At 64.8% G+C, this 20148-nt stretch carries 25 protein-coding genes and 1 tRNA gene; 2 read left to right on the top strand and 24 right to left on the bottom strand.

Going from position 1 to position 20148, the window contains the following annotated elements; genetic code table 11:
• The first annotated feature begins 61 nt into the window (after window positions 1-61).
• A complete protein-coding gene (locus FJ311_09745; protein ID MBM3951723.1) occupies window positions 62-421 on the top strand; it encodes an STAS domain-containing protein in 360 nt (119 codons plus the stop codon).
• Between the two features lie 216 nt (window positions 422-637).
• Here FJ311_09745 and FJ311_09740 read toward each other — a convergent pair whose 3' ends face one another.
• The 10 genes from FJ311_09740 to FJ311_09695 form a co-directional block, all read right to left on the bottom strand.
• On the bottom strand, window positions 638-1498 hold the full coding sequence (locus tag FJ311_09740) for a class I SAM-dependent methyltransferase (protein MBM3951722.1): 861 nt from the start codon (window positions 1496-1498) through the stop codon (window positions 638-640).
• A 93-nt stretch (window positions 1499-1591) separates the two neighbouring features.
• Window positions 1592-1668 (bottom strand) — tRNA-Pro (locus tag FJ311_09735).
• Window positions 1646-2605: a hypothetical protein gene (locus FJ311_09730; protein ID MBM3951721.1), complete on the bottom strand. Its 960-nt coding sequence runs from the start codon at window positions 2603-2605 to the stop codon at window positions 1646-1648. The genes FJ311_09735 and FJ311_09730 overlap by 23 nt, the downstream gene beginning before the upstream one ends.
• 220 nt (window positions 2606-2825) lie before the next feature.
• A complete protein-coding gene (locus FJ311_09725; GenBank protein ID MBM3951720.1) occupies window positions 2826-3329 on the bottom strand; it encodes a MerR family transcriptional regulator in 504 nt (167 codons plus the stop codon).
• Between the two features lie 32 nt (window positions 3330-3361).
• Window positions 3362-3667, bottom strand: a complete 306-nt coding sequence (locus FJ311_09720; GenBank protein MBM3951719.1) for an integration host factor subunit alpha — start codon at window positions 3665-3667, stop codon at window positions 3362-3364.
• A gap of 127 nt (window positions 3668-3794) precedes the next feature.
• Window positions 3795-4778: a ketoacyl-ACP synthase III gene (locus FJ311_09715; protein MBM3951718.1), complete on the bottom strand. Its 984-nt coding sequence runs from the start codon at window positions 4776-4778 to the stop codon at window positions 3795-3797.
• Window positions 4775-5827 carry a phosphate acyltransferase PlsX gene (gene plsX / locus FJ311_09710; GenBank protein MBM3951717.1) on the bottom strand — a complete coding sequence of 351 codons (1053 nt, stop codon included), beginning with the start codon at window positions 5825-5827 and terminating at the stop codon, window positions 4775-4777. Before plsX ends, FJ311_09715 begins: the two co-directional genes overlap by 4 nt.
• Window positions 5828-5891: 64 nt before the next feature.
• Complete coding sequence (locus FJ311_09705) at window positions 5892-6089, bottom strand: 50S ribosomal protein L32 (protein MBM3951716.1); 198 nt, start codon at window positions 6087-6089, stop codon at window positions 5892-5894.
• Between the two features lie 89 nt (window positions 6090-6178).
• Window positions 6179-6736: a DUF177 domain-containing protein gene (locus FJ311_09700; GenBank protein MBM3951715.1), complete on the bottom strand. Its 558-nt coding sequence runs from the start codon at window positions 6734-6736 to the stop codon at window positions 6179-6181.
• A gap of 17 nt (window positions 6737-6753) precedes the next feature.
• Entirely contained in the window at window positions 6754-7326 is a 573-nt protein-coding gene (locus tag FJ311_09695; GenBank protein MBM3951714.1) for a ubiquinol-cytochrome C chaperone, read from the bottom strand.
• A 101-nt stretch (window positions 7327-7427) separates the two neighbouring features.
• Between FJ311_09695 and FJ311_09690 the strand changes: the two genes are divergently transcribed.
• Window positions 7428-7925, top strand: coding sequence for an outer membrane protein assembly factor BamE (locus FJ311_09690; GenBank protein MBM3951713.1), 498 nt, complete (start codon window positions 7428-7430; stop codon window positions 7923-7925).
• 42 nt (window positions 7926-7967) lie between these two features.
• Here FJ311_09690 and FJ311_09685 read toward each other — a convergent pair whose 3' ends face one another.
• From FJ311_09685 to FJ311_09620, 14 genes are all read right to left on the bottom strand, one after another.
• Window positions 7968-10061 carry a sodium-translocating pyrophosphatase gene (locus tag FJ311_09685; protein MBM3951712.1) on the bottom strand — a complete coding sequence of 698 codons (2094 nt, stop codon included), beginning with the start codon at window positions 10059-10061 and terminating at the stop codon, window positions 7968-7970.
• Window positions 10062-10278: 217 nt separating this feature from the next.
• The gene (locus FJ311_09680; GenBank protein ID MBM3951711.1) at window positions 10279-10749 is read right to left on the bottom strand and encodes a hypothetical protein; all 471 of its coding nucleotides are present in this window, start codon (window positions 10747-10749) and stop codon (window positions 10279-10281) included.
• A 67-nt stretch (window positions 10750-10816) separates the two neighbouring features.
• On the bottom strand, window positions 10817-11815 hold the full coding sequence (gene thiL, locus FJ311_09675) for a thiamine-phosphate kinase (protein MBM3951710.1): 999 nt from the start codon (window positions 11813-11815) through the stop codon (window positions 10817-10819).
• On the bottom strand, window positions 11784-12353 hold the full coding sequence (gene nusB / locus FJ311_09670; GenBank protein MBM3951709.1) for a transcription antitermination factor NusB: 570 nt from the start codon (window positions 12351-12353) through the stop codon (window positions 11784-11786). The genes thiL and nusB overlap by 32 nt, the downstream gene beginning before the upstream one ends.
• On the bottom strand, window positions 12353-12829 hold the full coding sequence (gene ribH, locus FJ311_09665) for a 6,7-dimethyl-8-ribityllumazine synthase (protein MBM3951708.1): 477 nt from the start codon (window positions 12827-12829) through the stop codon (window positions 12353-12355). The genes nusB and ribH overlap by 1 nt, the downstream gene beginning before the upstream one ends.
• 2 nt (window positions 12830-12831) lie before the next feature.
• Window positions 12832-13950 (bottom strand): 3,4-dihydroxy-2-butanone-4-phosphate synthase, encoded by a 1119-nt coding sequence (gene ribB / locus FJ311_09660; protein MBM3951707.1) that lies wholly within the window; start codon window positions 13948-13950, stop codon window positions 12832-12834.
• Window positions 13951-13955: 5 nt separating this feature from the next.
• Window positions 13956-14567 carry a riboflavin synthase gene (locus FJ311_09655; protein MBM3951706.1) on the bottom strand — a complete coding sequence of 204 codons (612 nt, stop codon included), beginning with the start codon at window positions 14565-14567 and terminating at the stop codon, window positions 13956-13958.
• A 7-nt stretch (window positions 14568-14574) separates the two neighbouring features.
• The gene (gene ribD, locus FJ311_09650; protein MBM3951705.1) at window positions 14575-15690 is read right to left on the bottom strand and encodes a bifunctional diaminohydroxyphosphoribosylaminopyrimidine deaminase/5-amino-6-(5-phosphoribosylamino)uracil reductase RibD; all 1116 of its coding nucleotides are present in this window, start codon (window positions 15688-15690) and stop codon (window positions 14575-14577) included.
• A gap of 28 nt (window positions 15691-15718) precedes the next feature.
• Window positions 15719-16174 carry a transcriptional repressor NrdR gene (gene nrdR / locus FJ311_09645; GenBank protein MBM3951704.1) on the bottom strand — a complete coding sequence of 152 codons (456 nt, stop codon included), beginning with the start codon at window positions 16172-16174 and terminating at the stop codon, window positions 15719-15721.
• Window positions 16175-16202: 28 nt separating this feature from the next.
• Window positions 16203-17513: a serine hydroxymethyltransferase gene (locus FJ311_09640; protein ID MBM3951703.1), complete on the bottom strand. Its 1311-nt coding sequence runs from the start codon at window positions 17511-17513 to the stop codon at window positions 16203-16205.
• Between the two features lie 37 nt (window positions 17514-17550).
• Complete coding sequence (gene rpiB, locus FJ311_09635; protein ID MBM3951702.1) at window positions 17551-17997, bottom strand: ribose 5-phosphate isomerase B; 447 nt, start codon at window positions 17995-17997, stop codon at window positions 17551-17553.
• 193 nt (window positions 17998-18190) lie between these two features.
• Window positions 18191-19291, bottom strand: a complete 1101-nt coding sequence (locus FJ311_09630) for a branched-chain amino acid ABC transporter substrate-binding protein (GenBank protein MBM3951701.1) — start codon at window positions 19289-19291, stop codon at window positions 18191-18193.
• A gap of 118 nt (window positions 19292-19409) precedes the next feature.
• A complete protein-coding gene (locus FJ311_09625) occupies window positions 19410-19715 on the bottom strand; it encodes a hypothetical protein (GenBank protein ID MBM3951700.1) in 306 nt (101 codons plus the stop codon).
• Window positions 19716-19774: 59 nt separating this feature from the next.
• On the bottom strand, window positions 19775-20148 hold a 374-nt coding region (locus FJ311_09620), incomplete at its 5' end, for an ATP-binding cassette domain-containing protein (GenBank protein MBM3951699.1).

Raw genomic sequence — 20148 nt, 5'->3', positions numbered from 1 at the left:
GATCAAGACGCCGGTCGCCAAGCCGGGGTCCCCGGAGCCCGAAAACCCGAGCGAAAGCGCCATGATCGGACAGCCCGCCGAAGCCAAAATCCAAACAAGCGTTCGCGACGGCGCGGTCGTGGTCGTGGTCGCAGGCGATCTGGATTTGCACGTTTCCGGGGACTTGCGCGCGAAGCTGTTGCGTCTGATCGACGCGCATCCGGCGATGGTGGTCGATCTGGCCGGCGTGACCGGGATCGACAGTTCGGGTGTGGCGGGCCTGCTTGAGGTTTATCAACGCGCCTCCAGGCAACGCAAGAAATTCGCCTTGGCCGCGGCCGGCGATTCGGTGCTCAGGGTTCTGCGGATGGCCCGCCTCGACGGAATCTTCAAGCTGGCGGCGACAGTGGACGAAGCCCTCGCGCTGACCCGCAAGCCGTAGCACTCTGGCAACACCCAAGAGCGAATAAAATCAATATTTTCAAATAACTAACTAGAATCTCCCGGGTGTGACGGCCGTCACAGCCGGGTTCCGTGGGGTGTGACAGATTGCACACAGGACGGAATATCCATTCCGCCCTTCCCTCAAGAGCAGACTTGAGGCCGGCCGAAAAGCCGGCCTCTTTTTTTGGCAAAAGGTCGCCATGTCCCTCGCGGGTCACCGGCCTTTGGGCTTGCGCGCGGTCATGTGCAGGAAGAATCCGAAGCGTTTCTCGGCCCACGAGCGAAACCACGGAAGCGGGAAATATTTGATCTCCGATTTCCAGAACTCGAAATCTTCGAATCCGGCGAAGAGGGCCATGGCGTCGCTCTTCGAATAAAAGCTCGAATGCGGATTATAGTTGTCTTGGCCTGCGGTCGATGTGTCGGTGCTCACATCGAGAAGCCGTTTAGGGCTGAGGCCGTGTTGCCGGCATACGGCGAAGACATCGCGCAACTTTCTGGGCCCCAGGCGCGCGATGGCGTCGGCGCCAGGCAGGCGCAACATCAGCCAGATCAACGGATACACGACCCCGAGCACGAAATAGTAATGGTAGGAGTGGCGCCCATAGAGCATCACGCGTACCATTCCGCCCGGCTTCAAAATGCGGACCACTTCGCGGCAGGCGGCGGGGGTATCCGGCACGTGGTGCAGGACGCCGAAGGAATAGACCACGTCGAACGTATGATCGGCGAAAGGAAGCCGCGTCGCGTCGGCGTTGACGAAACGGCCGGGAAAGTCGCACAGGCGAAAATGCTCTTGCGCCAGTTTCAGGCTTTGGAAGCTCAAATCCACGGCTTGGTAATCGACGCCGCCCTCGCTGAGAAAGCGGCCGTCGGTGCCGACGCCGCAGCCCACTTCGAGGACTTTCTTGCCTTGGCATGACGCTAGGAATTCGGCCCGTCGCGGCGTTCCGATTTTCAGCCAGCGCCGGTAGATGGCCTCGAACATCTCCCGGCTGCCGCGCTCGAAGGGAACGCTGTCGACGCCAACCGGGTGCGCGTTCCAATACCGGCGTACATCGTTGGTGGTTGGCATAGCGAGGGGAGCGGGTTGTTCGCGGTCGGAAAGGCCGTCGATGCAAAAGCGTCAAAGCCGCTCGCGCGAGCGGCTTTGACAAATCGATGGTGATGGTCGGAGCGGCGGGATTTGAACCCACGACCCCCAGACCCCCAGTCTGGTGCGCTACCAGGCTGCGCCACGCTCCGGTCCGGAAAGGCAATAATCGCCAGGGGGCGGCACTATACGCACTGGTCCCGGCGGGCGCAACGAAAGCCTGACCGGGCGTCGGTGGCCCGAACCACGCGACCGGGTCCGACGGGCCGGCGGTCCCCTGCCGCATGGGCGGCCGTATAACGCCGCGGCATGGCGAGTATAACGATCGTCGGATTGCGATCCGCGATCTCGGAGCCGAGGCGTTTGCTCTCGCAGAGCATCCCCGCGCAGAATGTCCCCGCCCGCTCCGCCCACGAGTGCCAAGTCGATGGCGAGGTAGGGTTGAAGATCGAACAGAATGTCGCCGAGGTTAAGGCTGTCGCCCCCGACGAACGGAAAATCGGATTGGTTCGCGACGGGTGTTCCCTCGGTCGCCAGTTCGACGCTCGGTTCGAACGCCATCTCGGGCATTTGTCGGCGTTTGGGTTCGGCAACGAGGGGCTCTTCCGCCGGATCGTCGAAAAACACGGGCGCGGCGATGATGGCTTCCCATCGGGCTTCGGCGATGGCTACGTCGTCGCGCGGAGTCGGATCGGATGGCTCGCCGGCAGACCCGGCGGCCGTCTCGAACGCGGCCAGCGCCTCCGGAGTCCAAGCGTCGGCGCCGACGGCCGGTATGTCCACGACAATCCCGCCGGCGTCGGCGATGGCGATGCCCGCTTCCTCTCTCTCGTCGGCGGGCGGCGGAAGTTCCTGCACGGCGACGGCCGTCGCTCCGGTGCCGTCGCGGCAAAGCGCTCCTTCGGTGGCGACCCGAAGCATGGCGCAGTCCCGTTGCACGAGCATCGAGACCCCGTGGTCGGCGATGGTTTTTTCGGTCGCGACCAGCATCAGGCCGTCGATGGCCCACGAGGCGATCTGGAGCGGAACCGGCAAGGCGCAGCCGCCGAGCAAGAACAAGCAGGCGACCATCGAAAGACGTTTGAACATGGAAATATCCCCCTGAGCAACTGTTCGGACGCTGGAAGCGCAAGCTTCGGCGTAACGAGACGGGCGGATTTTTTTGTTTATTGGCGAAAATTATGCGCTGCTTACGACGCGGGCGCAAACGATACCCGGCGGAATCGCGCGCGATTAGGTTCCAAATGGATGATTATTGTGGATAAGGGCGCCGCCCAGCCATGTCACCGATCGGTATTTTCCGCAGAATCTAAACCGATTTGATCAGCGCGCGGAGTTCTTCGAGTTCGGCGAGAACGGCCGCCAATTCTTGGCGCGTGTGCGACGGAATATCGGCTTTGCTGTCATTGGCGGCGGTATCCGCGGAAGGAGGGACGGCGAAGTGTTCCGCCGCTTCGGCGGCTTCGGAAGCCGTCGGGGCGTCCGGCGCGCCCGCCGCATGCCCGCCGTCGCCATCCGGAACCGCGCGGGTGCCGCCGTGGCGCAACAGCTTCTGCACGCCCTTGATGGTGTAGCCTTTTTCGCGCAGCAGATCGCGAATCCGCCGCAACAAGGCGACATCTTCGGGCCGGTAATAGCGCCGTCCTCCGCTCCGCTTCAGCGGCCGGACGGCGGCGAAACGGGTTTCCCAGAAGCGCAGCACATGCTGGGGCAAATCGAGTTCCGCCGCGACTTCGCTGATGGTGCGGAACGCCTCGGGCGATTTTCCACCCGGCGGTGATTCGGGCAAAAGAACGGGTTGCGGATTCGCCATGGCGCGAAAACCCTCCGCCTCGGCTCGAGCGATCAGCCGCCGGGTTTGCGCTGGTTGATCCGGCTTTTGAGAACTTGCGAGGGGCGGAAAACGAGGACTTTGCGGGGTAAAATCGGCACTTCCTCGCCGGTTTTGGGGTTGCGGCCGATGCGCTGGCCCTTCTGGCGGATCGAGAAGCTGCCGAAGGAGGAGATCTTGACCGATTCCCCTCGGCCGAGCGCGCCGGAAATCTCGTTCAGGACGGTTTCGAGCAAATCCGCCGACTCGTTTCGCGACAGGCCGACTTCCTGGTAAACCGCTTCACCTAGTTGCGCGCGCGTTATGGTCTTTCCCGACATGGCCGAGCGTCCCCTGTTTCGTTGGCGTCGATAAACCCTAGCCCCGGACGATAAATCCGTCAATATCAGCAAGTTGAAGCGAAATGCTCATACGGCGCGGCGAGTCGCGTCGAGGCGTAAAGCCAATTTACCAGCGGATCAGGCTCGCACCCCAGGTAAAGCCGCCGCCCATCGCCTCCATCAACAGCAGATTTCCTTGCCGGATCCGGCCGTCGCGGACCGCTTCGTCGAGGGCGAGCGGGATCGAGGCGGCCGAGGTGTTGGCGTGGCGTTCGACGGTCACCACCACGCGCGATTCGGGCAGGCCGAGCTTACGCGCGGTGCTGTCGAGGATGCGCTTGTTGGCTTGGTGCGGCACCAGCCAATCGATGTCGCTCCGGGAAAGTCCGTTCGCGGCCAGCGCCTCGTCCACCACCTGGGCGAGATTGATCACCGCGTGACGGAAAACTTCGCGCCCGTGCATGCGCACGCGGCCGACGGTGCCGGTCGAGGACGGGCCGCCGTCCACGTACAGCAGATCGGCGTGAGTGCCGTCCGAGTGAAGATGGGTGGAAAGGATTCCACGGGTCTTGCCGTTGCCCGCGCCGTTGGTCTTGTCGGCGCGCAGCACCACGGCCCCTGCGCCGTCGCCGAACAGGACCGACGTGGTCCGGTCCGACCAATCGAGGATGCGGGAAAACGTTTCCGCCCCGATCACGAGCACGGTGCGCGCCTGACCGGAGCGGATCATGCCGTCGGCCACCGCGAGCGCATAGACGAAGCCCGAGCAGACCGCCTGCACATCGAACGCCGCGCCGGTTTTAAGGCCGAGCATGGCCTGGACCCGGGTGGCGGTGGCGGGAAACGTCCGGTCGGGCGTGGTGGTGGCCAGTATGATCAGATCGATGTCGTCCGCCTTGACGCCGGCGTGTTCGAGCGCCCGCCGGGCGGCGGCCAGCGCCAAATCCGAGGTCATTTCGCCGTCGGCGGCGATGCGGCGCTCGCGGATGCCGGTCCGCTCCACAATCCATTCGTCGGAGGTGGCGACGATGTTCGAGAGCTGCGCGTTGGTGACGACCCGCTCGGGCAGATACGAGCCGCAGCCGAGAGCGACCGATCGAATGTCGCTCATGAGCCGACGCTCGCCTCGCCCATCGGTAGGGAATGGCCGCCAAGACCGGCCAGGTCTTCCTTGATCCCCTCGTTGAGGCGGTCGGCGATCAATTTGCAGGCAACGTTGATGGCGTTCGCAAATCCGAAGGCATCCGTGCCGCCGTGACTTTTGACGCAGACGCCGTTGAGCCCGAGCAGCATCGCCCCGTTGTAGCGGCGCGGGTCGATCCGGTCGCGGAATCGATGGAGCGCCGGCCGGGCAAGCAACGCGCCCATTTGCGCGGTCAGCGACCCGCCGAGGGCGTCCTTGAGGAAGCGAACGAACATCTTGGCGGTGCCTTCGATCGATTTCAGCACGATATTGCCGGTGAAGCCGTCGGTGACGACCACGTCCACCGTGCCGGCGGCGATGTCGTCGCCTTCGACGAAGCCGTGGAAGCGGATCGGCAGCCCGCTGCCCTGGAGAATGGCGGCGGCGCGCTTCACGTCGTCGTGGCCTTTCAGTTCCTCGACCCCGACGTTGAGCAGGCCGACCGAGGGCGATTGGACGCCGAGAACGCGGCGCGCGAACACCTCGCCCATGACCGCGAATTGCACCAGATTGTCGGCGTCGCTTTCGACGTTGGCGCCGAGGTCGAGCATGACCGATTGGCCACGCGCGGTCGGAAACACGCCGGCGATGGCCGGCCGGTCGATCCCGTTCAAGGTCTTGAGCACGAACATGGCCATGACCATCAACGCGCCGGTATTGCCGGCGGAAACGACGCCGGCAGCCTCGCTCTCGGCGACCGCATTGATCGACAATCGCATGCTGGAATTGCGTCGGGTGCGCAGCGCGGTGGAAGGCTTATCGGTATCGACCACCACCTCGAGGGTGTGCCGGATGCGGACGCGATCGGCGAGACCGGAATTTTCGCGCACCAGCGGCGCGATCTTATCTTCGTCGCCGAACAACAGGAAATCGACGCCGGAATGCTTCTGGGCGGCCAGAGCCACGCCATCGACCACCATCTTGGGAGCGGCGTTGCCGCCCATGGCGTCGATGGAGAGCGTGAAGCGCGCAGTCAAACGAACTCCCCTCCCTCTCCCTGATCGTTCCGCGCGCTGGTGGCCACGCCGAACGCCGGGGCCGTTAGGCGGCCGCTTCGCCGGCCGCCGGTTCGGTCTTGATCGGTTGACCGTCGTAGTGGCCGCAGGACGCGCAAACGTGATGGGGCCGCTTCAACTCGCCGCAGTTCGGGCATTCCGCGTACGCGGACGAGCCGAGGGCATGATGGGCGCGGCGCATGTTGCGGCAGGATTTGGACGTTTTTTTCTTCGGGACAGCCATCGGACCACTTTCCTCGTTTCGAGACTCCCTTGGCGGGGCGCGCGCTTATAAACAATCCGCCCCTTCGGGGCAAGCCGCATGGGGCGATACTATCGCCTTGTCTTGAGTTTGGCTAAGGCGGCAAAAGGACCTGATTTTTCAACATCTTGAGCGCCATCGGACGCATCGTCCGAAATACCCCGGAAGACCGCTCCGGGTGCTCTTGGGAACGGGTCGATTTCGAGACCTAAGGTTTCGGCCACCGCTTCGCCGACATCGATCGTGCCGCCGGCAAGGCGCTCCGCCGGTTCATCGGCGTCGGGCGCGAGAAAAACCTCTTCGGAATTGTCCATGTCCGGACCGCTGGCGGACGTGAAGACGCGGTTGACGGTGGCCTCGATGGTCGAACGAATGGGTTCCAGCGTGACGACGCAGGTTTGAACCACGTCGGCGGTGATCCGGCCAGCGAGACGAATATCCCCCGCCGCATCCCGTTCCAGATCGATGTGGGCGGAAAGGCTCCTCAATTCGGTCAATCCGAAGCGCCGAGCGAGCTTGGCGCGTTCCCCGGGATCGGCGTGGACGTCGAAGCGGATCGGGCGATCGCCCAGGGATTCGATCTCGACAGGGCGCGAAAACTCGGGCAGCGGCGGATGGCGGAAGGTCATGGCAGTCAATATTTTAGCTATTTCGACACGCCCGGCGGAGGGGGAAAAACGATGGTGCCGGCGGCGATGGACGGCCACGGCTGGCCGGTCAGAGCGGCGTCGGTGGCCCGGATGTGTTCGGCGATACGGATGATGCCGTTTTCCGGCGCACGACTGCCCCGCCGAAAAATGTTGCGGCCAAGGGCCTCGGCCAAATCGCCCGCCTCGTCCGGACGGTCGAGGGCCGCGTCGTAGGCCGTGACACGGCCGCGGAACGCGGCGGCCAGCGCCTTGACTTGCTTGCCCACGGATAGATCGCCCACGCCCATTTCGCGCAAATTCCGGTCCATGTCGGCGATCAGGATGTCGGTCAGCGCCTGGGCAATCTCCCGCGCGGCATCCCGGGTCGGGCCTTGCTCGCGCTGGAGGCGGCGGAGTGCCAAGAATACATGGATCGCGATCATGTCGAATCGGCCATCCGGAGTGTCGGGAACCCCAAGTCGGGAATAGAATTCCGGCGCCCGCGCCGCGGTCACGGCCGCTTGGTAAAGGCCGAGAGCAGGCTGGGAAAAACCTTCTTTTCGGCTGCCAAAAAACTTAAAAAACACCATGCGACCCTTTGTTATATATTGAAAATATCCATTTTTCCATTGTTTTGACCTGGTCGCGGCGATTGACACGGGATCACGGCCGATGCATTTCACTTTAGCGAATGTTCAAACCCATCGCCCGACACCACACGGTTCTGGTCGCGCCGGTGATCCTGGTCCTCGCGCTGGCGACCGGTGCTTGCGCGCCGCGTATCCACAATCAGGGGCACGAAGTCGATCCCGAACGGCTCGCTCAGATCGAGCCGGGCAAGACCAATCGCGATCAGGTCGTGGAAATCATCGGCTCGCCGTCCAGCAATTCGACCTTCGGCCCGGAAATCTGGTACTACGTCAGCCAGGAAGTTCACTCGACGCTTTTTTTCAAGCCGGAAATCAACGACCGCAAGATTGTCGCGGTCGAGTTCAACGACGAAGGCATCGTCAGCGACGTGAGCACCCTCGGCCTCGCCGACGGGCGCAATGTCCGGCCGGTCGAGCGGGTGACGCCGACCACCGGGCATGAGTTGACCGTGTTCGAGCAGGTGCTCGGCAACTTCGGCCGATTTAGCCGCAAGAAAACCCAACCGCAAGTTGGCGGCGGCGGAATTCCGCCCCGCTGACGCCTAGCCTCCGGACGCGGGTTTCTGCCCCTTTTCCGCCCCCTAGGCGACGATCGCGAGCAGCAGGATCGCGACGATATTGATGATCTTGATCATCGGGTTGACGGCGGGGCCGGCGGTGTCCTTGTAGGGATCGCCGACCGTATCGCCGGTCACCGCCGCCTTGTGGGCGTCGGATCCTTTGCCGCCGTGGTGGCCGTCCTCGATGAACTTCTTGGCGTTGTCCCAGGCGCCGCCGCCCGAGGTCATCGAGATAGCGACGAACAGCCCGGTGACGATGGTGCCGAGCAGCATCGCGCCGACCGCCGAAAAGGCCGCCGCCTGGCCGCCGATGGCGCCGATCACCGCATACAGCACGATCGGGGCGAGCACGGGCAGCAACGACGGTACGATCATTTCCTTGATCGCGGCCCGGGTCAGCATGTCGACGCAGGTGCCGTATTCCGGCTTGGTCTTCCCTTCCATGATGCCGGCGATTTCCTTGAATTGACGGCGGACCTCGACCACCACCGAGCCGGCCGCGCGTCCAACCGCCATCATGCCCATGGCGCCGAACAGATACGGCAACAAGCCGCCGACGAAGAGGCCAATCACCACGTACGGATCCTGCAGCTGGAACGAGACTTTAAGGTTCGGGAAGTAGTACTTCAGGTCCTCGGTGTAGGCGGCGAACAGCACCAGTGCCGCGAGGCCGGCCGAGCCGATGGCGTAGCCCTTGGTCACCGCCTTGGTGGTGTTGCCGACGGCGTCGAGCGCGTCGGTAAATTTGCGCACGTCCTTGGGCAGATCCGCCATTTCGGCGATGCCGCCGGCATTGTCGGTGACCGGGCCGTAGGCGTCGAGTGCCACGACCATGCCGGCGAGCGCCAGCATGGTGGTCGCGGCGATGGCGATGCCGTAAAGGCCGCCCAGCATGTACCCGGCGATAATGCCGGCGCAGATCACAACGACAGGCAGCGCGGTCGCTTCCATGGATACTGCGAGCCCTTGGATCACGTTGGTGCCGTGGCCGGTGGTCGAGGCCTGGGCCACGCTTTTGACCGGGCGATAGTCGGTCCCGGTGTAATACTCGGTGATCCAAACGATCAGCCCGGTAACCGCGAGGCCGATGATCGCGCAGGCGTAAAGCTGCCCGCCGGTCACGCTTCGGCCGGCCATTTCGATCCCCTTGTCGAAGCCGATCAGTTGCGCCGTGACGACGGCGATCAACGCCGCGGAAATGACGCCGGCCCCGACCAGGCCCTTGTAGAGCGCGCCCATGATCTTGCGGCTCGGGCCCAGCTTGACGAAATACGTCGAAATGACCGACGCCACGATGCACACCGCGCCGATGACCAGCGGGTAGATCATCATGGTTTCGGCCGCCGCGCCGGTGAAGAAGATCGCGCCCAAAAGCATGGTGCCGACCGTGGTCACGGCGTAGGTTTCGAACAGGTCGGCGGCCATCCCGGCGCAATCGCCGACGTTGTCGCCGACGTTATCGGCGATCACCGCCGGATTGCGCGGATCGTCCTCGGGGATTCCCGCTTCCACCTTGCCGACCAGATCGGCGCCGACGTCGGCGCCCTTGGTGAAGATGCCGCCGCCCAAGCGGGCGAAGATCGAGATGAGCGACGCGCCAAAGCCGAGCGCGACCAGCGCTTCGAGCACGTGGCGGAGCTGGTCGGGCTTGGAAACATCGTACATGCCCTTGAGAATCATGTAGTAGCCGGCAACCCCGATCAGTGCGAGGCCGACCACCAGCATGCCGGTGATGGCTCCGGCCTTGAACGAAATGTCGAGGCCGCCTTCGAGGCCCTTGGAGCGAGCGGCTTCGGCGGTGCGCACATTGGCGCGCACGGAGACGTTCATGCCGATATAACCGGCGAGCCCCGAGCAAACCGCGCCGATGGCGTATCCGACCGCGACCGGGAGGCCGAGCCGCCAGCCGAGGATCACTCCGATCACCACGCCGACCATGGCGATGGTGGTGTATTGCCGGTTCAGGTAGGCGCGCGCGCCTTCCTGCACGGCGGCGGCGATGGCTTGCATGCGTTCGTTGCCAGCGGGCGCGGCGAGGATCGAGCGTGCCGTAACCGCACCATAGGCCAGCGCCAAGACGCCGCAACCGAGAATCAGAAAATCGATGGTGGACATTCGGAGGGATTCCTTATCTGAGGGCCCGCGGACCGGAACGAGGAAGGAAAATTGAGTCGACAGCTAGGCGGGTGATGGATTCCGCCGTGAAAAAGTCGGGGGGAAAATGCCAGAAGCGCGAGGCCCTGGCAACCGTTCCGCCGTGCGACGCATCCAACAATTTCGCGTCGCGGTGACCGACGGCAACATATTGATCGGGCTTGTTTTTGTCCCCGACTTAGGACTTACTCCCGCCGTCGTGAACCGACTGGATTAGGACTTGCTTGATCAGGCCTTGGCCGAACGTCTTGTCGGCCACGTACTGCATGCGCTCCTTGAGCAGATCGAGGTCGATATGATCGGCCTCGCGAAGGACCCTCGGCAAGAAATCATGCAGATCGACGACGAGGGCGCTGGTGAGCTTCGTCATCTTTTTATGGACCTGCATGGCGGCCTTGTCGTTCTCGACCTCGAGCTTGGCGGTGATCTGCACGACGGCCCGCGGCCGTTCGTTCATGATCAAGGCGATGTTGAGCGGCTCGACGTCGACGTAGCGCGGCGGTTCGCGCTTGCGCGACTCCGCCGTCGTGGACGACCCAGCAACCTCTTCCGGTGCGAAGGGGCCGAGCTGCATCCACTTCATGACGCCGACGCCGCCACCGGCGAGGCTCAGGATCACGGCCAATCCGGGCAGAATAAACCGTTTCATTGCTCAAGAGTATCGTGGACCTGGATTAAATATCGGTAACGGCGCCGTATCTGAAAAGCCCCCTTAATTAAAAATGACGCCAACCCGCGCGCGCCAAGGTCATCGCCCGGCCGTCGGGGCCGGTCACATGGACGGCCGGCCTCCCCGCGCGCCCCATCCGCCCGATGCGGGTAAGCGGCACCCGGAGCTCCCGGGCGATCGCCCGGATACGGGACCGCAGCGCGGCTGGAGCCGTGAAAACAAGCTCGTAGTCGTCGCCGCCGGCAAGGACATGCTCGAACCACTCGGGTTTGGCGCGGAGCGCGGCCCGGCCCGCGGGCGAGAGCGGAACGGCTTTCCCGTCGACGATCGCCCCGAGACGGGAAGCTTCGCAGATATGGCCGAGATCGGCGATAAGCCCGTCCGACACATCGATTGCCGCGCGTGCCACGCCCGCCAAGCGCCGGCCAAGCTCGATCCGCGGAGTCGGCCGATGGTAACGTTCGAGCAGATGACGGGCATGGCGGGCGGGAAGCCGCAGTTCGCCGCGCAACACGCGCAGTCCGAGCGCGGCGTCGCCGATCGCGCCCGAGACATAGACGTCGTCGCCGGCCCGTGCGCCGGAGCGGCGAATCCCGCCCCCCTTTTCCGTCACGCCGAGCGCGGTGACGGTGAAACACGCGCGTCCGGGGGCGGCCACCGTGTCGCCGCCGGCAAGCGTGATGCCGAATTTTCGTTGCTCGCGTCGGAGTGCACGGGCAAATCGCCCGATCCACGCCGCCGTCGTGCCGCGCGCAAATCCGGCCGCCAGCAGATACCATCGCGGTTCAGCGCCCATGGCGGCGAGGTCGGACAGATTGACGCGTAAAAGCTTGGGCGCGATGTCCTCGGGCGCGGCGTCTTGGGGGAAATGAACGCCCTCGATCAGACAATCGGTGGTGGCGACTAGGCGCGTGTTTCGGGGCAATTCGAGCACGGCGGCGTCGTCGGTGAGCGCGAACGCGCCCTTTTCTTCCGTCGCGAGCGGACGGAAGTAGCGCGCGATCAGCGCGAACTCATCCGGCGCCTGCCGTCTTGCCCGCGCCATGGGATGCTCCGCCACGCAGTTCGCGCGCCAACCGGTCGAGCACGCCGTTGACGAGCGCCGGTTCCCGCCCGGTGAAAAAAGCACGCGCCAACTCGACGTATTCGTCGATGACCGTGGCGGCGTCGACGTCCGGCCGTTCGGCCAGTTCGAAGGCTCCGAGTCGCAGGATCGCGCGCAACAAGGGCTCCAGGCGCTCGAACGGAGTGCCGTCCGGGGCAAGCGCGCCTTGAATCGCCTGGTCCAAATCCTTCTTTCGGCGTTGCGTGCCGCCGATCAGCTCGCCGAGAAACGCAAGGTCGGGCGTGACCAGAGGTTCCGGCGCCGCTCCCTCTTCGTCGGCGCCGACGTGGGTTTCGGTCAGGGCCCAGCGCCGTGCGAGAAATTCCTTGAGCACGCCTTCGGTCGGAATGCCGGTGAATTCGATTTCGTAAAGCGCTTGCACGGCGGCGAGCCGAGTGGCGCTGCGGCGTCCGCCGGGCGTGGATGCGCCCGATTTATCTTTCGGTCGGCCTGCGCCGCGGGGTGACGGGGTACGCATCACAGCTCCGATTTCAACGCCATTATATCGAGGCAGGCCTTGGCCGCTTCGGCTCCCTTGTTCTTCTTGTCCGGCGCGGCGCGCACGCGGGCGTGTTCGGCGGTCGGGCAAGTCAAAATGCCGAAGCCGACGGCAAGCCCATGCTCGGTCGTCAGGTCCATCAGGGCGCGGCTCGCTTCGCGGCAAATGTGGTCGTAATGGTCGGTTTCGCCGCGAATGACGCAACCGAGCGCGAGATAGCCGCCGATACCCCGCCCCCGACGCGAGCGCGCGATCAGGCGGATCGCGGCCGGAATTTCGAAAACCCCGGAGACCGCGAGTCGTTCGTAAGGAACGCCGGCCTTCTCCAGCGCCGCGCCCGCGCCGCGCGCGAGATCGTCGGCGATCTCCGGGTAATAGCGCGATTCGACGATCAGGACGGGCAAGGGTCTCTTCTTGCGGTCGCGGGGACGCGGGCGGTTGGCGGCGCGGGTCATGGTTATGCCTCCTTGTCCCGCAGCGGCCGCTGCCCGGCGATCGAAAGCCCCCAGCCCTCGAAACCGATCAGGGTACGCTTGGTGTTGGACAGCAGCGTCATTTCCTTGACGCCGAGATCGAGCAGAATTTGCGCACCGACACCGTAGTCGCGCAGTTCCGTGCCCTGCGGCATGACATTGTCCTTTTTCGCCCGCACTCGGTCGGACAGTGCGGCGCGATGCGGTTCGCGGATCAAAACGATGACGCCGCGTCCTTCCTTGCCGATCAGGCGCATGGCACGGTGCAAGTCTTCGGCCTTGCCGGCAGCGGTGTCGCCGAGCACGTCATCGAGCACGTTGAGGGCGTGCATCCGCACCGGCACCGGCCCGTCCGCCGCGATGTCGCCTTTGACCAGCGCGATGTGCTCGGCATAAGCGACTTTGTTGACGTAGACCAGCATGCGGAACTTACCGCCATAGATGCTCTCGAATTCGGACTCGATCGTCCGTTCGACGATGCGGTCGTGGCGGAGGCGATGGGCGATCAGGTCGGCGATGGTCGCGATCTTGAGATTATGGCGCTGGGCGAAGGCGACCAGGTCGGGCATGCGCGCCATGGTGCCGTCCTCGTTCATGATCTCGCAGATCACGGCCGAGGGGTTGAGACCGGCCAGCCGGGAAATATCGACCGTGGCCTCGGTGTGGCCGGCGCGCACCAGCACGCCGCCATCGCGCGCTTCCAGCGGGAACACGTGGCCGGGCGTGGCGAGGTCGGCGGGACCCTTGGTCGGGTCGATGGCGACAGCGATGGTGCGGGCGCGGTCGGAGGCGGAAATGCCGGTGGTGACGCCTTCGCGCGCTTCGATCGACACCGTGAACGCGGTCTGGTGGCGCGAGGCGTTGTGGCGCGCCATCGCCGGCAGTTGCAGTTCGGCGACGCGCCGCGACGTGAGCGAAAGGCAAATCAGGCCGCGCCCGTACTTGGCCATGAAGTTGACCGATTCCGGCGTCGCCATTTGCGCCGGAATGACGAGGTCGCCCTCGTTCTCGCGTTCTTCGTCGTCGACGAGGATGAACATGCGGCCGTTGCGGGCCTCCTCGATGATTTCCTCGATCGACGACAGGTATTGCCGGTACGGCATGGCCGCTACTCTCTGCCCAGGAGGCGCGCAACATACCGTGCGAGGGGATCTATTTCCAGGTTGACCGCATCGCCGGGCGCGAGCGCGCCGAGCGTGGTCGCCACGCGGGTGTGCGGAATGAGATTGATGCCGAAGCCGGTCGCGGCGACCTCGTTGACGGTGAGCGAAACGCCGTCGAGGGCGACGGAGCCCTTGGCGGCGATGAAGCGCGCCAAATGCGCGGGCGGGGCGAAGACGAGGCGGAGCGACCCCCCCTCCTCCCGCGCGGATGTCAGCTCGGCGACCCCGTCGACGTGGCCGGTGACGATGTGCCCGCCCAACTCGTCGCCGGCGCGCAGCGCGCGCTCGAAATTGACCGGGGTTCCCGCGCGCCAGCGCCCCAGCGTGGTGCGCGCGAGCGTTTCGGCCGACACCGTCGCCGCGAACCAGCCCGGCCCCTTGTCGATGACGGTCAGGCACGCGCCCGAACAGCAGACCGAGGCGCCGAGCGCGAGCGTCGCCGTGTCGTATCCGGTCTCGAATTCGTAGCGCGCGTCATGCGAACGCATGCCTGGCGGCATGACGCCGGGCTTGATCGCCCGCACGCGGCCGAGGTCGCTGACGATGCCGGTGAACATGGCTCTGTTATCGGCCCGAACGGCGGAACGTGACAAGACCGTCGTCGCCGACGGCGGTGCGGGCGACCGGCTCGAAACGCGGCATGTGGGCAAGCGCGGCGATCGCCATTTCCCCGACCGCCGGGCGGCCCTCGCCGCCGAGCACGGCGGGAGCGTGAAACCAAGCCATACGGTCGACGAGATCGGCTTTGAAAAGTGCCGCGGCGAGCGTGCCGCCGCCTTCGACCAGAACCCGCGTCAGCCCGAGCCCACCGAGAGCGGCGAGCGCGGCCTTGGCATCGATGTGCCCGTCGGCACCGGCGGCAACCTCGATGATCTCGACCCCGCACGCCGCGAGCGCCTTCGTGCGCGCGACGTCGGCGTTGACGGTCGTGACCACCCAGACGGGCGTTTCCCGGGCGGTGCGCGCGAGCCGCGAGTCGGGCGACAACCCGAGGCGTCCGTTCATGACGATCCGCACCGGCTGCCGCCCGGCGAAACCGGGCAACCGGCATGTCAGTTCGGGGTCGTCGACGCGCGCAGCCCCGGAGCCGATCATAACCGCATCAAACTCGGCGCGCAGCCGATGAGCGCGGGCGCGGGCCTCGGTGCCGGTGACCCAGCGGCTCTCGCCGTTCGCGGCGGCGATGCGCCCGTCGAGGGTCGAGGCAAGCTTGAGCGTGACGAGCGGCCGGCCCTCGCGCACGCGCAGGAAAAATCCGGCGTTGATTTCGGCGGCTTCGGCGGCGCCGACGCCGCGCGCGACTTCGATTCCGGACTCCTTCAGGCGCGCCAAACCGCGCCCGGCGGTGCGGCTATCGGGATCGTCGATGGCCGCGACCACGCGCGCGACACGGGCGGCGATCAACGCATCGACACAGGGCGGCGTCACGCCGTGATGGGCGCAGGGCTCGAGGGTGACATAGGCGGTCGTTCCCTTGGTGTCGGCGCCGGCGCGCCGGATCGCCTCGGTTTCGGCGTGGGGACGTCCGCCGGGCTGGGTCCAACCGCGCCCAACCACGCGGCCGGCGCGGCCGCCGGCCTGTTCGCCGGAATCAGCTTCGCGCACCAGCACGCAACCGACCGCCGGATTGGGCCAAACGTTGCCGAGGCCACGGCGCGCGAGAGCGAGCGCCGAACGCATGTTGGCGAAGTCGCGCGCGGGGGATGTGTCAGCGGGTGTCGCCAAGCTTACCCACGAATTCCTCGAAATCCTTCGCCTCGCGGAAATTGCGGTAGACGGAGGCGAAGCGGACGTAGGCGACGGGGTCGAGTTCCTTCAACTGATCCATCACCATTTCGCCGATGACCTTGGTCGGGATTTCGTTTTCGCCCAGAGTTTCCAGGCGGCGCTGGATGCTGTTGACCAAGCGTTCGATCCGCTCGTCCTCCACCGGCCGTTTGCGCAGCGCGATCTTGAGCGAGCGCAACAGCTTGTCGCGATCGAACGGAACCTTCTCGCCGCTGCTCTTGACCACCATCAGTTCGCGCAGCTGGATGCGCTCGAAGGTGGTGAAGCGCGATCCGCACGCCGAGCAATAACGCCGTCGACGGATCGCGGCGTTATCCTCGGTCGGACGCGAGTCCTTCACCTGGGTGTCCTCGTGGCCGCAAAACGGGCAGCGCATGACTCTGTTCCTCCCCCTTGGTCTCGCCTCACAGATCGGGATAGATCGGGAAACGCCGGCACAAGTCGTGGACCTTGTCGCGCGCCGCGGCCTCGGCCTTGCCGTTGTCGTCCGGATGGGCGGCGAGCGATTCGAGAACGTCGGCGATCAGGACGCCGATCTGGCGGAATTCCTCCGTCCCGAAACCGCGGCTGGTGCCGGCCGGGGTGCCGAGCCGGATGCCCGACGTGATGGTCGGCTTTTCCGGGTCGAACGGGATTCCGTTCTTGTTGCAGGTGATGTGGGCACGATCGAGACTTGCCTCGGCCGCCTTGCCGGTGATCTTCTTCGGACGCAGATCGACCAGCATCAGGTGCGAATCCGTGCCGCCGGAAACGATGGCGAAGCCGCGCTCCAGCAGCGTTTTCGCCAGAACCTTGGCGTTCTCGACGACGTTCTTGGCGTAGGTCTTGAATTCGGGCTTAAGTGCCTCGCCGAACGCGACCGCCTTGGCGGCGATCACGTGCATCAAAGGCCCGCCCTGGGTGCCGGGGAACACCGCGGTGTTGAGCTTCTTGGCGAGCTCCGGGTCGTTGGTGAGGATCATGCCGCCGCGCGGGCCGCGCAGGGTCTTGTGGGTGGTGGTGGTGACGACATGGGCATGCGGCACCGGGTTGGGATAGACCCCGGCGGCGGACAAGCCGGCGAAGTGCGCCATGTCGACCATGAAGTAGGCGCCGACCCCGTCCGCGATCTTGCGGAAGCGCGCGAAGTCGATCACCCGCGGATAGGCCGACCCTCCGGCGATGATCAGCTTCGGCCGATGCTCGCGCGCCATCCGCTCGACTTCGTCGTAATCGATCAGCGCGTCCTCGCGCCGCACGCCGTATTGCTGGGCTTTGAACCATTTGCCCGACAGCGCGACCGGCGCGCCGTGGGTGAGATGCCCGCCGGCGGCGAGTGAGAGCCCCAGGATCGGATCGCCCGGCTCCAGCAGCGCCATCATCACCGCGCCGTTGGCCTGCGCGCCGGAATGAGGTTGGACGTTGGCGAACTGGCAGCCGAACAGCTTTTTCGCCCGCTCGATGGCGAGATTCTCGGCGATGTCGACGAATTCGCACCCGCCGTAATAGCGCTTGCCGGGAAGGCCTTCGGCATACTTGTTGGTCAAGATCGAGCCTTGCGCTTCCAACACCGCCCGCGACACGATGTTTTCCGACGCGATCAATTCGATCTGATCGCGCTGACGCCCCAATTCCTTGACGATGGCGGCATGCAGTTCCGGATCGCGCGCGGCGAGCGGCTGAGTGAAGAAGGCGTCTCCGTTTACGGAACGGACGGCGGATGTTTGAGCAGACATGACTTTTCCTTGGTTAGTGTCAATTGTTCGTTGGTTTTCAGGAACGGCGTGACGGAGTGAGCTTTGCGACGCGGTTAGCGTGGCGGCCGCCCTCGAACGCGGTGGAAAGAAAAACCTTGAGGCAATCGCGCGCCACTTCCGGGCCGATCATGCGCCCGCCGAAGCAAATGACGTTGGCATCGTTGTGCTGACGCGCGAGGCGGGCGCCGAGGGCGTCGTGGACCAAAGCGGCGCGGACTTCGGGATGGCGGTTGGCGGCGATCGAAATGCCGATGCCGCTACCGCACACCAGCACGCCGCGCCGGACCTTGCCGTCGCGAATGGCGTGGGCGAGCTTGTCGGCGAAATCCGGGTAGTCCACGGACTGGGGGCCTTCGGTCCCGAGGTCGAGGATATCGAGACCGGCGTCGCTCAACTCCTTCTTGAGCAGGGCCTTCAGCTCGATGCCGGCATGATCGCTGGCGATGGCGACGGTTTCGGGCATCGATGAAGGACCTAGCCGGAGGCTCTGGGACTCTCGAAAAGCGAGCGGCTTAGATACCATATGTCGAAAGCGGCTGCCAACCGGCTACCAGAAGATGGCGGAACCTCAACCCCTAGGGGGTGCTAAAGCCGGAGAGTAAAAGAAAAAAACCCGGCGGCCCTTGAGGACCGCCGGGTCTTGGACACACGAACGTTTAGTTCAAGTAATCGTATTTGCCGTTTTTCCAGACGTAGACGACATAGTCGGAACCGGTCACGTCGCCTTTCGCGTTGAAGCCGATCGAGCCCAGCACGGTGTTGTGCTTGTTGGCCTTGAGGGCGGCGGCGACCTTTTTGCCGTCGAACGATTGGGCGACGGTCGCGGCGTTGGCCCACGCCTGGATGGCGGCGTAGGTGTAGAGGGTGTAGCCCTCCGGTTCGTAGCCGGCCTTCTTGAACTTCTCGACGATCGGCGCGGCGTCCTTGTTGCGGCGCGGATCGGCGTCGAAGGTCATCAGGGTGCCCTCGCCCGCCGGGCCGGTGATCTTCCAGAATTCGTCGGTCACCAGCGCATCGCCGGAGATGAGCTGCGGCTTGTAGCCCTGGTCATGCGCCTGGCGGATGATCAGGCCGGCTTCCTGGTGATAGCCGCCGACGTAGATCACGTCGATCTTGGCGCCTTGCATCTTGCTGACCAGCGCCTTGAAGTCCTTGTCGCCCTTGTTGTAGGCCTCGTACATCGCTTCGGTCACGCCACGTTTGTTGAGTTGCTTTTTGGTTTCGTCGGCGAGGCCTTTGCCGTAGGCGGTCTTGTCGTGCAGGATGGCGACCTTTTTACCCTTCATTTTGTCGGCGATGAAGTTGCCGGCGACGGTGCCCTGCTGGTCGTCACGGCCGCAAGTGCGGAACACGTTCCAGTGGCCCTTCTCGGTGAGCATCGGGTTGGTCGACGCGGGCGAAATCTGCACGATGCCGGATTCGTGATAGACGTCGGACGCCGGGATCGAGCTTGACGAGCAGAAGTGCCCGGCGACGAACACGACCTTGTCGCTGACCGATTTGTTGGCGACCGCGACCGCCTGCTTGGGATCGCAGGCGTCGTCGCCAATGATCAGTTTGATTTTCTGTCCCAGTACGCCACCCTTGGCGTTAAGGTCGGCGACCGCCATTTCGGCGCCACGCTTGAATTGTTCGCCGAAGGTCGCCTCGCCGCCGGTCATCGGCCCGTTGACGGCGATATTGACGTCGGCGTGCGCAGTGAACGTCCCCGCGAGCAGCACGGCGGAGGCGAGCATGAAGGTACGTGTCGTTCGCATAGAAGTTCCTTCCCTGGTTGAAAAACGGGCGAACCGATCGCGGCCTCGCCCCCGAAATGACAACGGAACAAGATGAATCTAGCTCATCGCTCCCAGCGGGAAAAGTGGGGCCAAGGCCCTATTTTTTTGTAGATGAGTCATTGCTGATGGTTTGCCAGCCGAACAGTCCGGCACGGCGATAAATCCAGGGATATTGACCGACCATGCGCCGGGCCCGATTGATGCGATACGAAATCAAGGCGATCACGATCAATACCGCCGTGTCGGCGAGGTATCCGGTCAGCGACAGCAGCTTTCCCTGGAACAATGCGAACGTCAAAAAACGGTCGCCGAGACCGAGCAGCATGATGTAGGCGACGGCGTACCACGCCGGTTTCCAGGTCACGGCCAGCGCCTGACCGATCATGACCGCGGCGAAACCCATGCCGATCAGCGTCAAGCCGATGAAGACCGGCAACGGTGCGTCGAGGAAAGGAACGTGCGTCACGAAGCCCCTCCTCCGTGCCCGTGCGCTCCCACTCCGCCTTCGAGGTACGCCGCGCGCACCTCGGGGTTGGTGAGCAGATCCCGGCTCGGGCCGGTCAGCGCGATGTGGCCATTGACCAGGACATAGCCGCGGTGCGCCAAACGCAACGCCTGGGGGGCGCGCTGTTCGACCAACAGGATGGACATTTTTTCGTCGCGGTTGAGTCTGGCGATCGCCTCGAAAATTTGGGTCATGATGAGCGGTGCGAGACCGAGCGACGGCTCGTCGAGCAGCAACAGGCGGGGCCGGCTCATCAAGGCGCGCGCGATGGCGAGCATCTGTTGTTCGCCGCCCGAGAGCGTTCCGCCGCGCTGCTCGCGGCGTTCTTTCA

This window comes from Rhodospirillales bacterium (assembly GCA_016872535.1).
GTDB lineage: Bacteria > Pseudomonadota > Alphaproteobacteria > Rhodospirillales > 2-12-FULL-67-15 > 2-12-FULL-67-15.
Note: the sequence above shows the minus strand (reverse complement) of the source record. Positions and strands in the feature narration are given on the sequence as shown.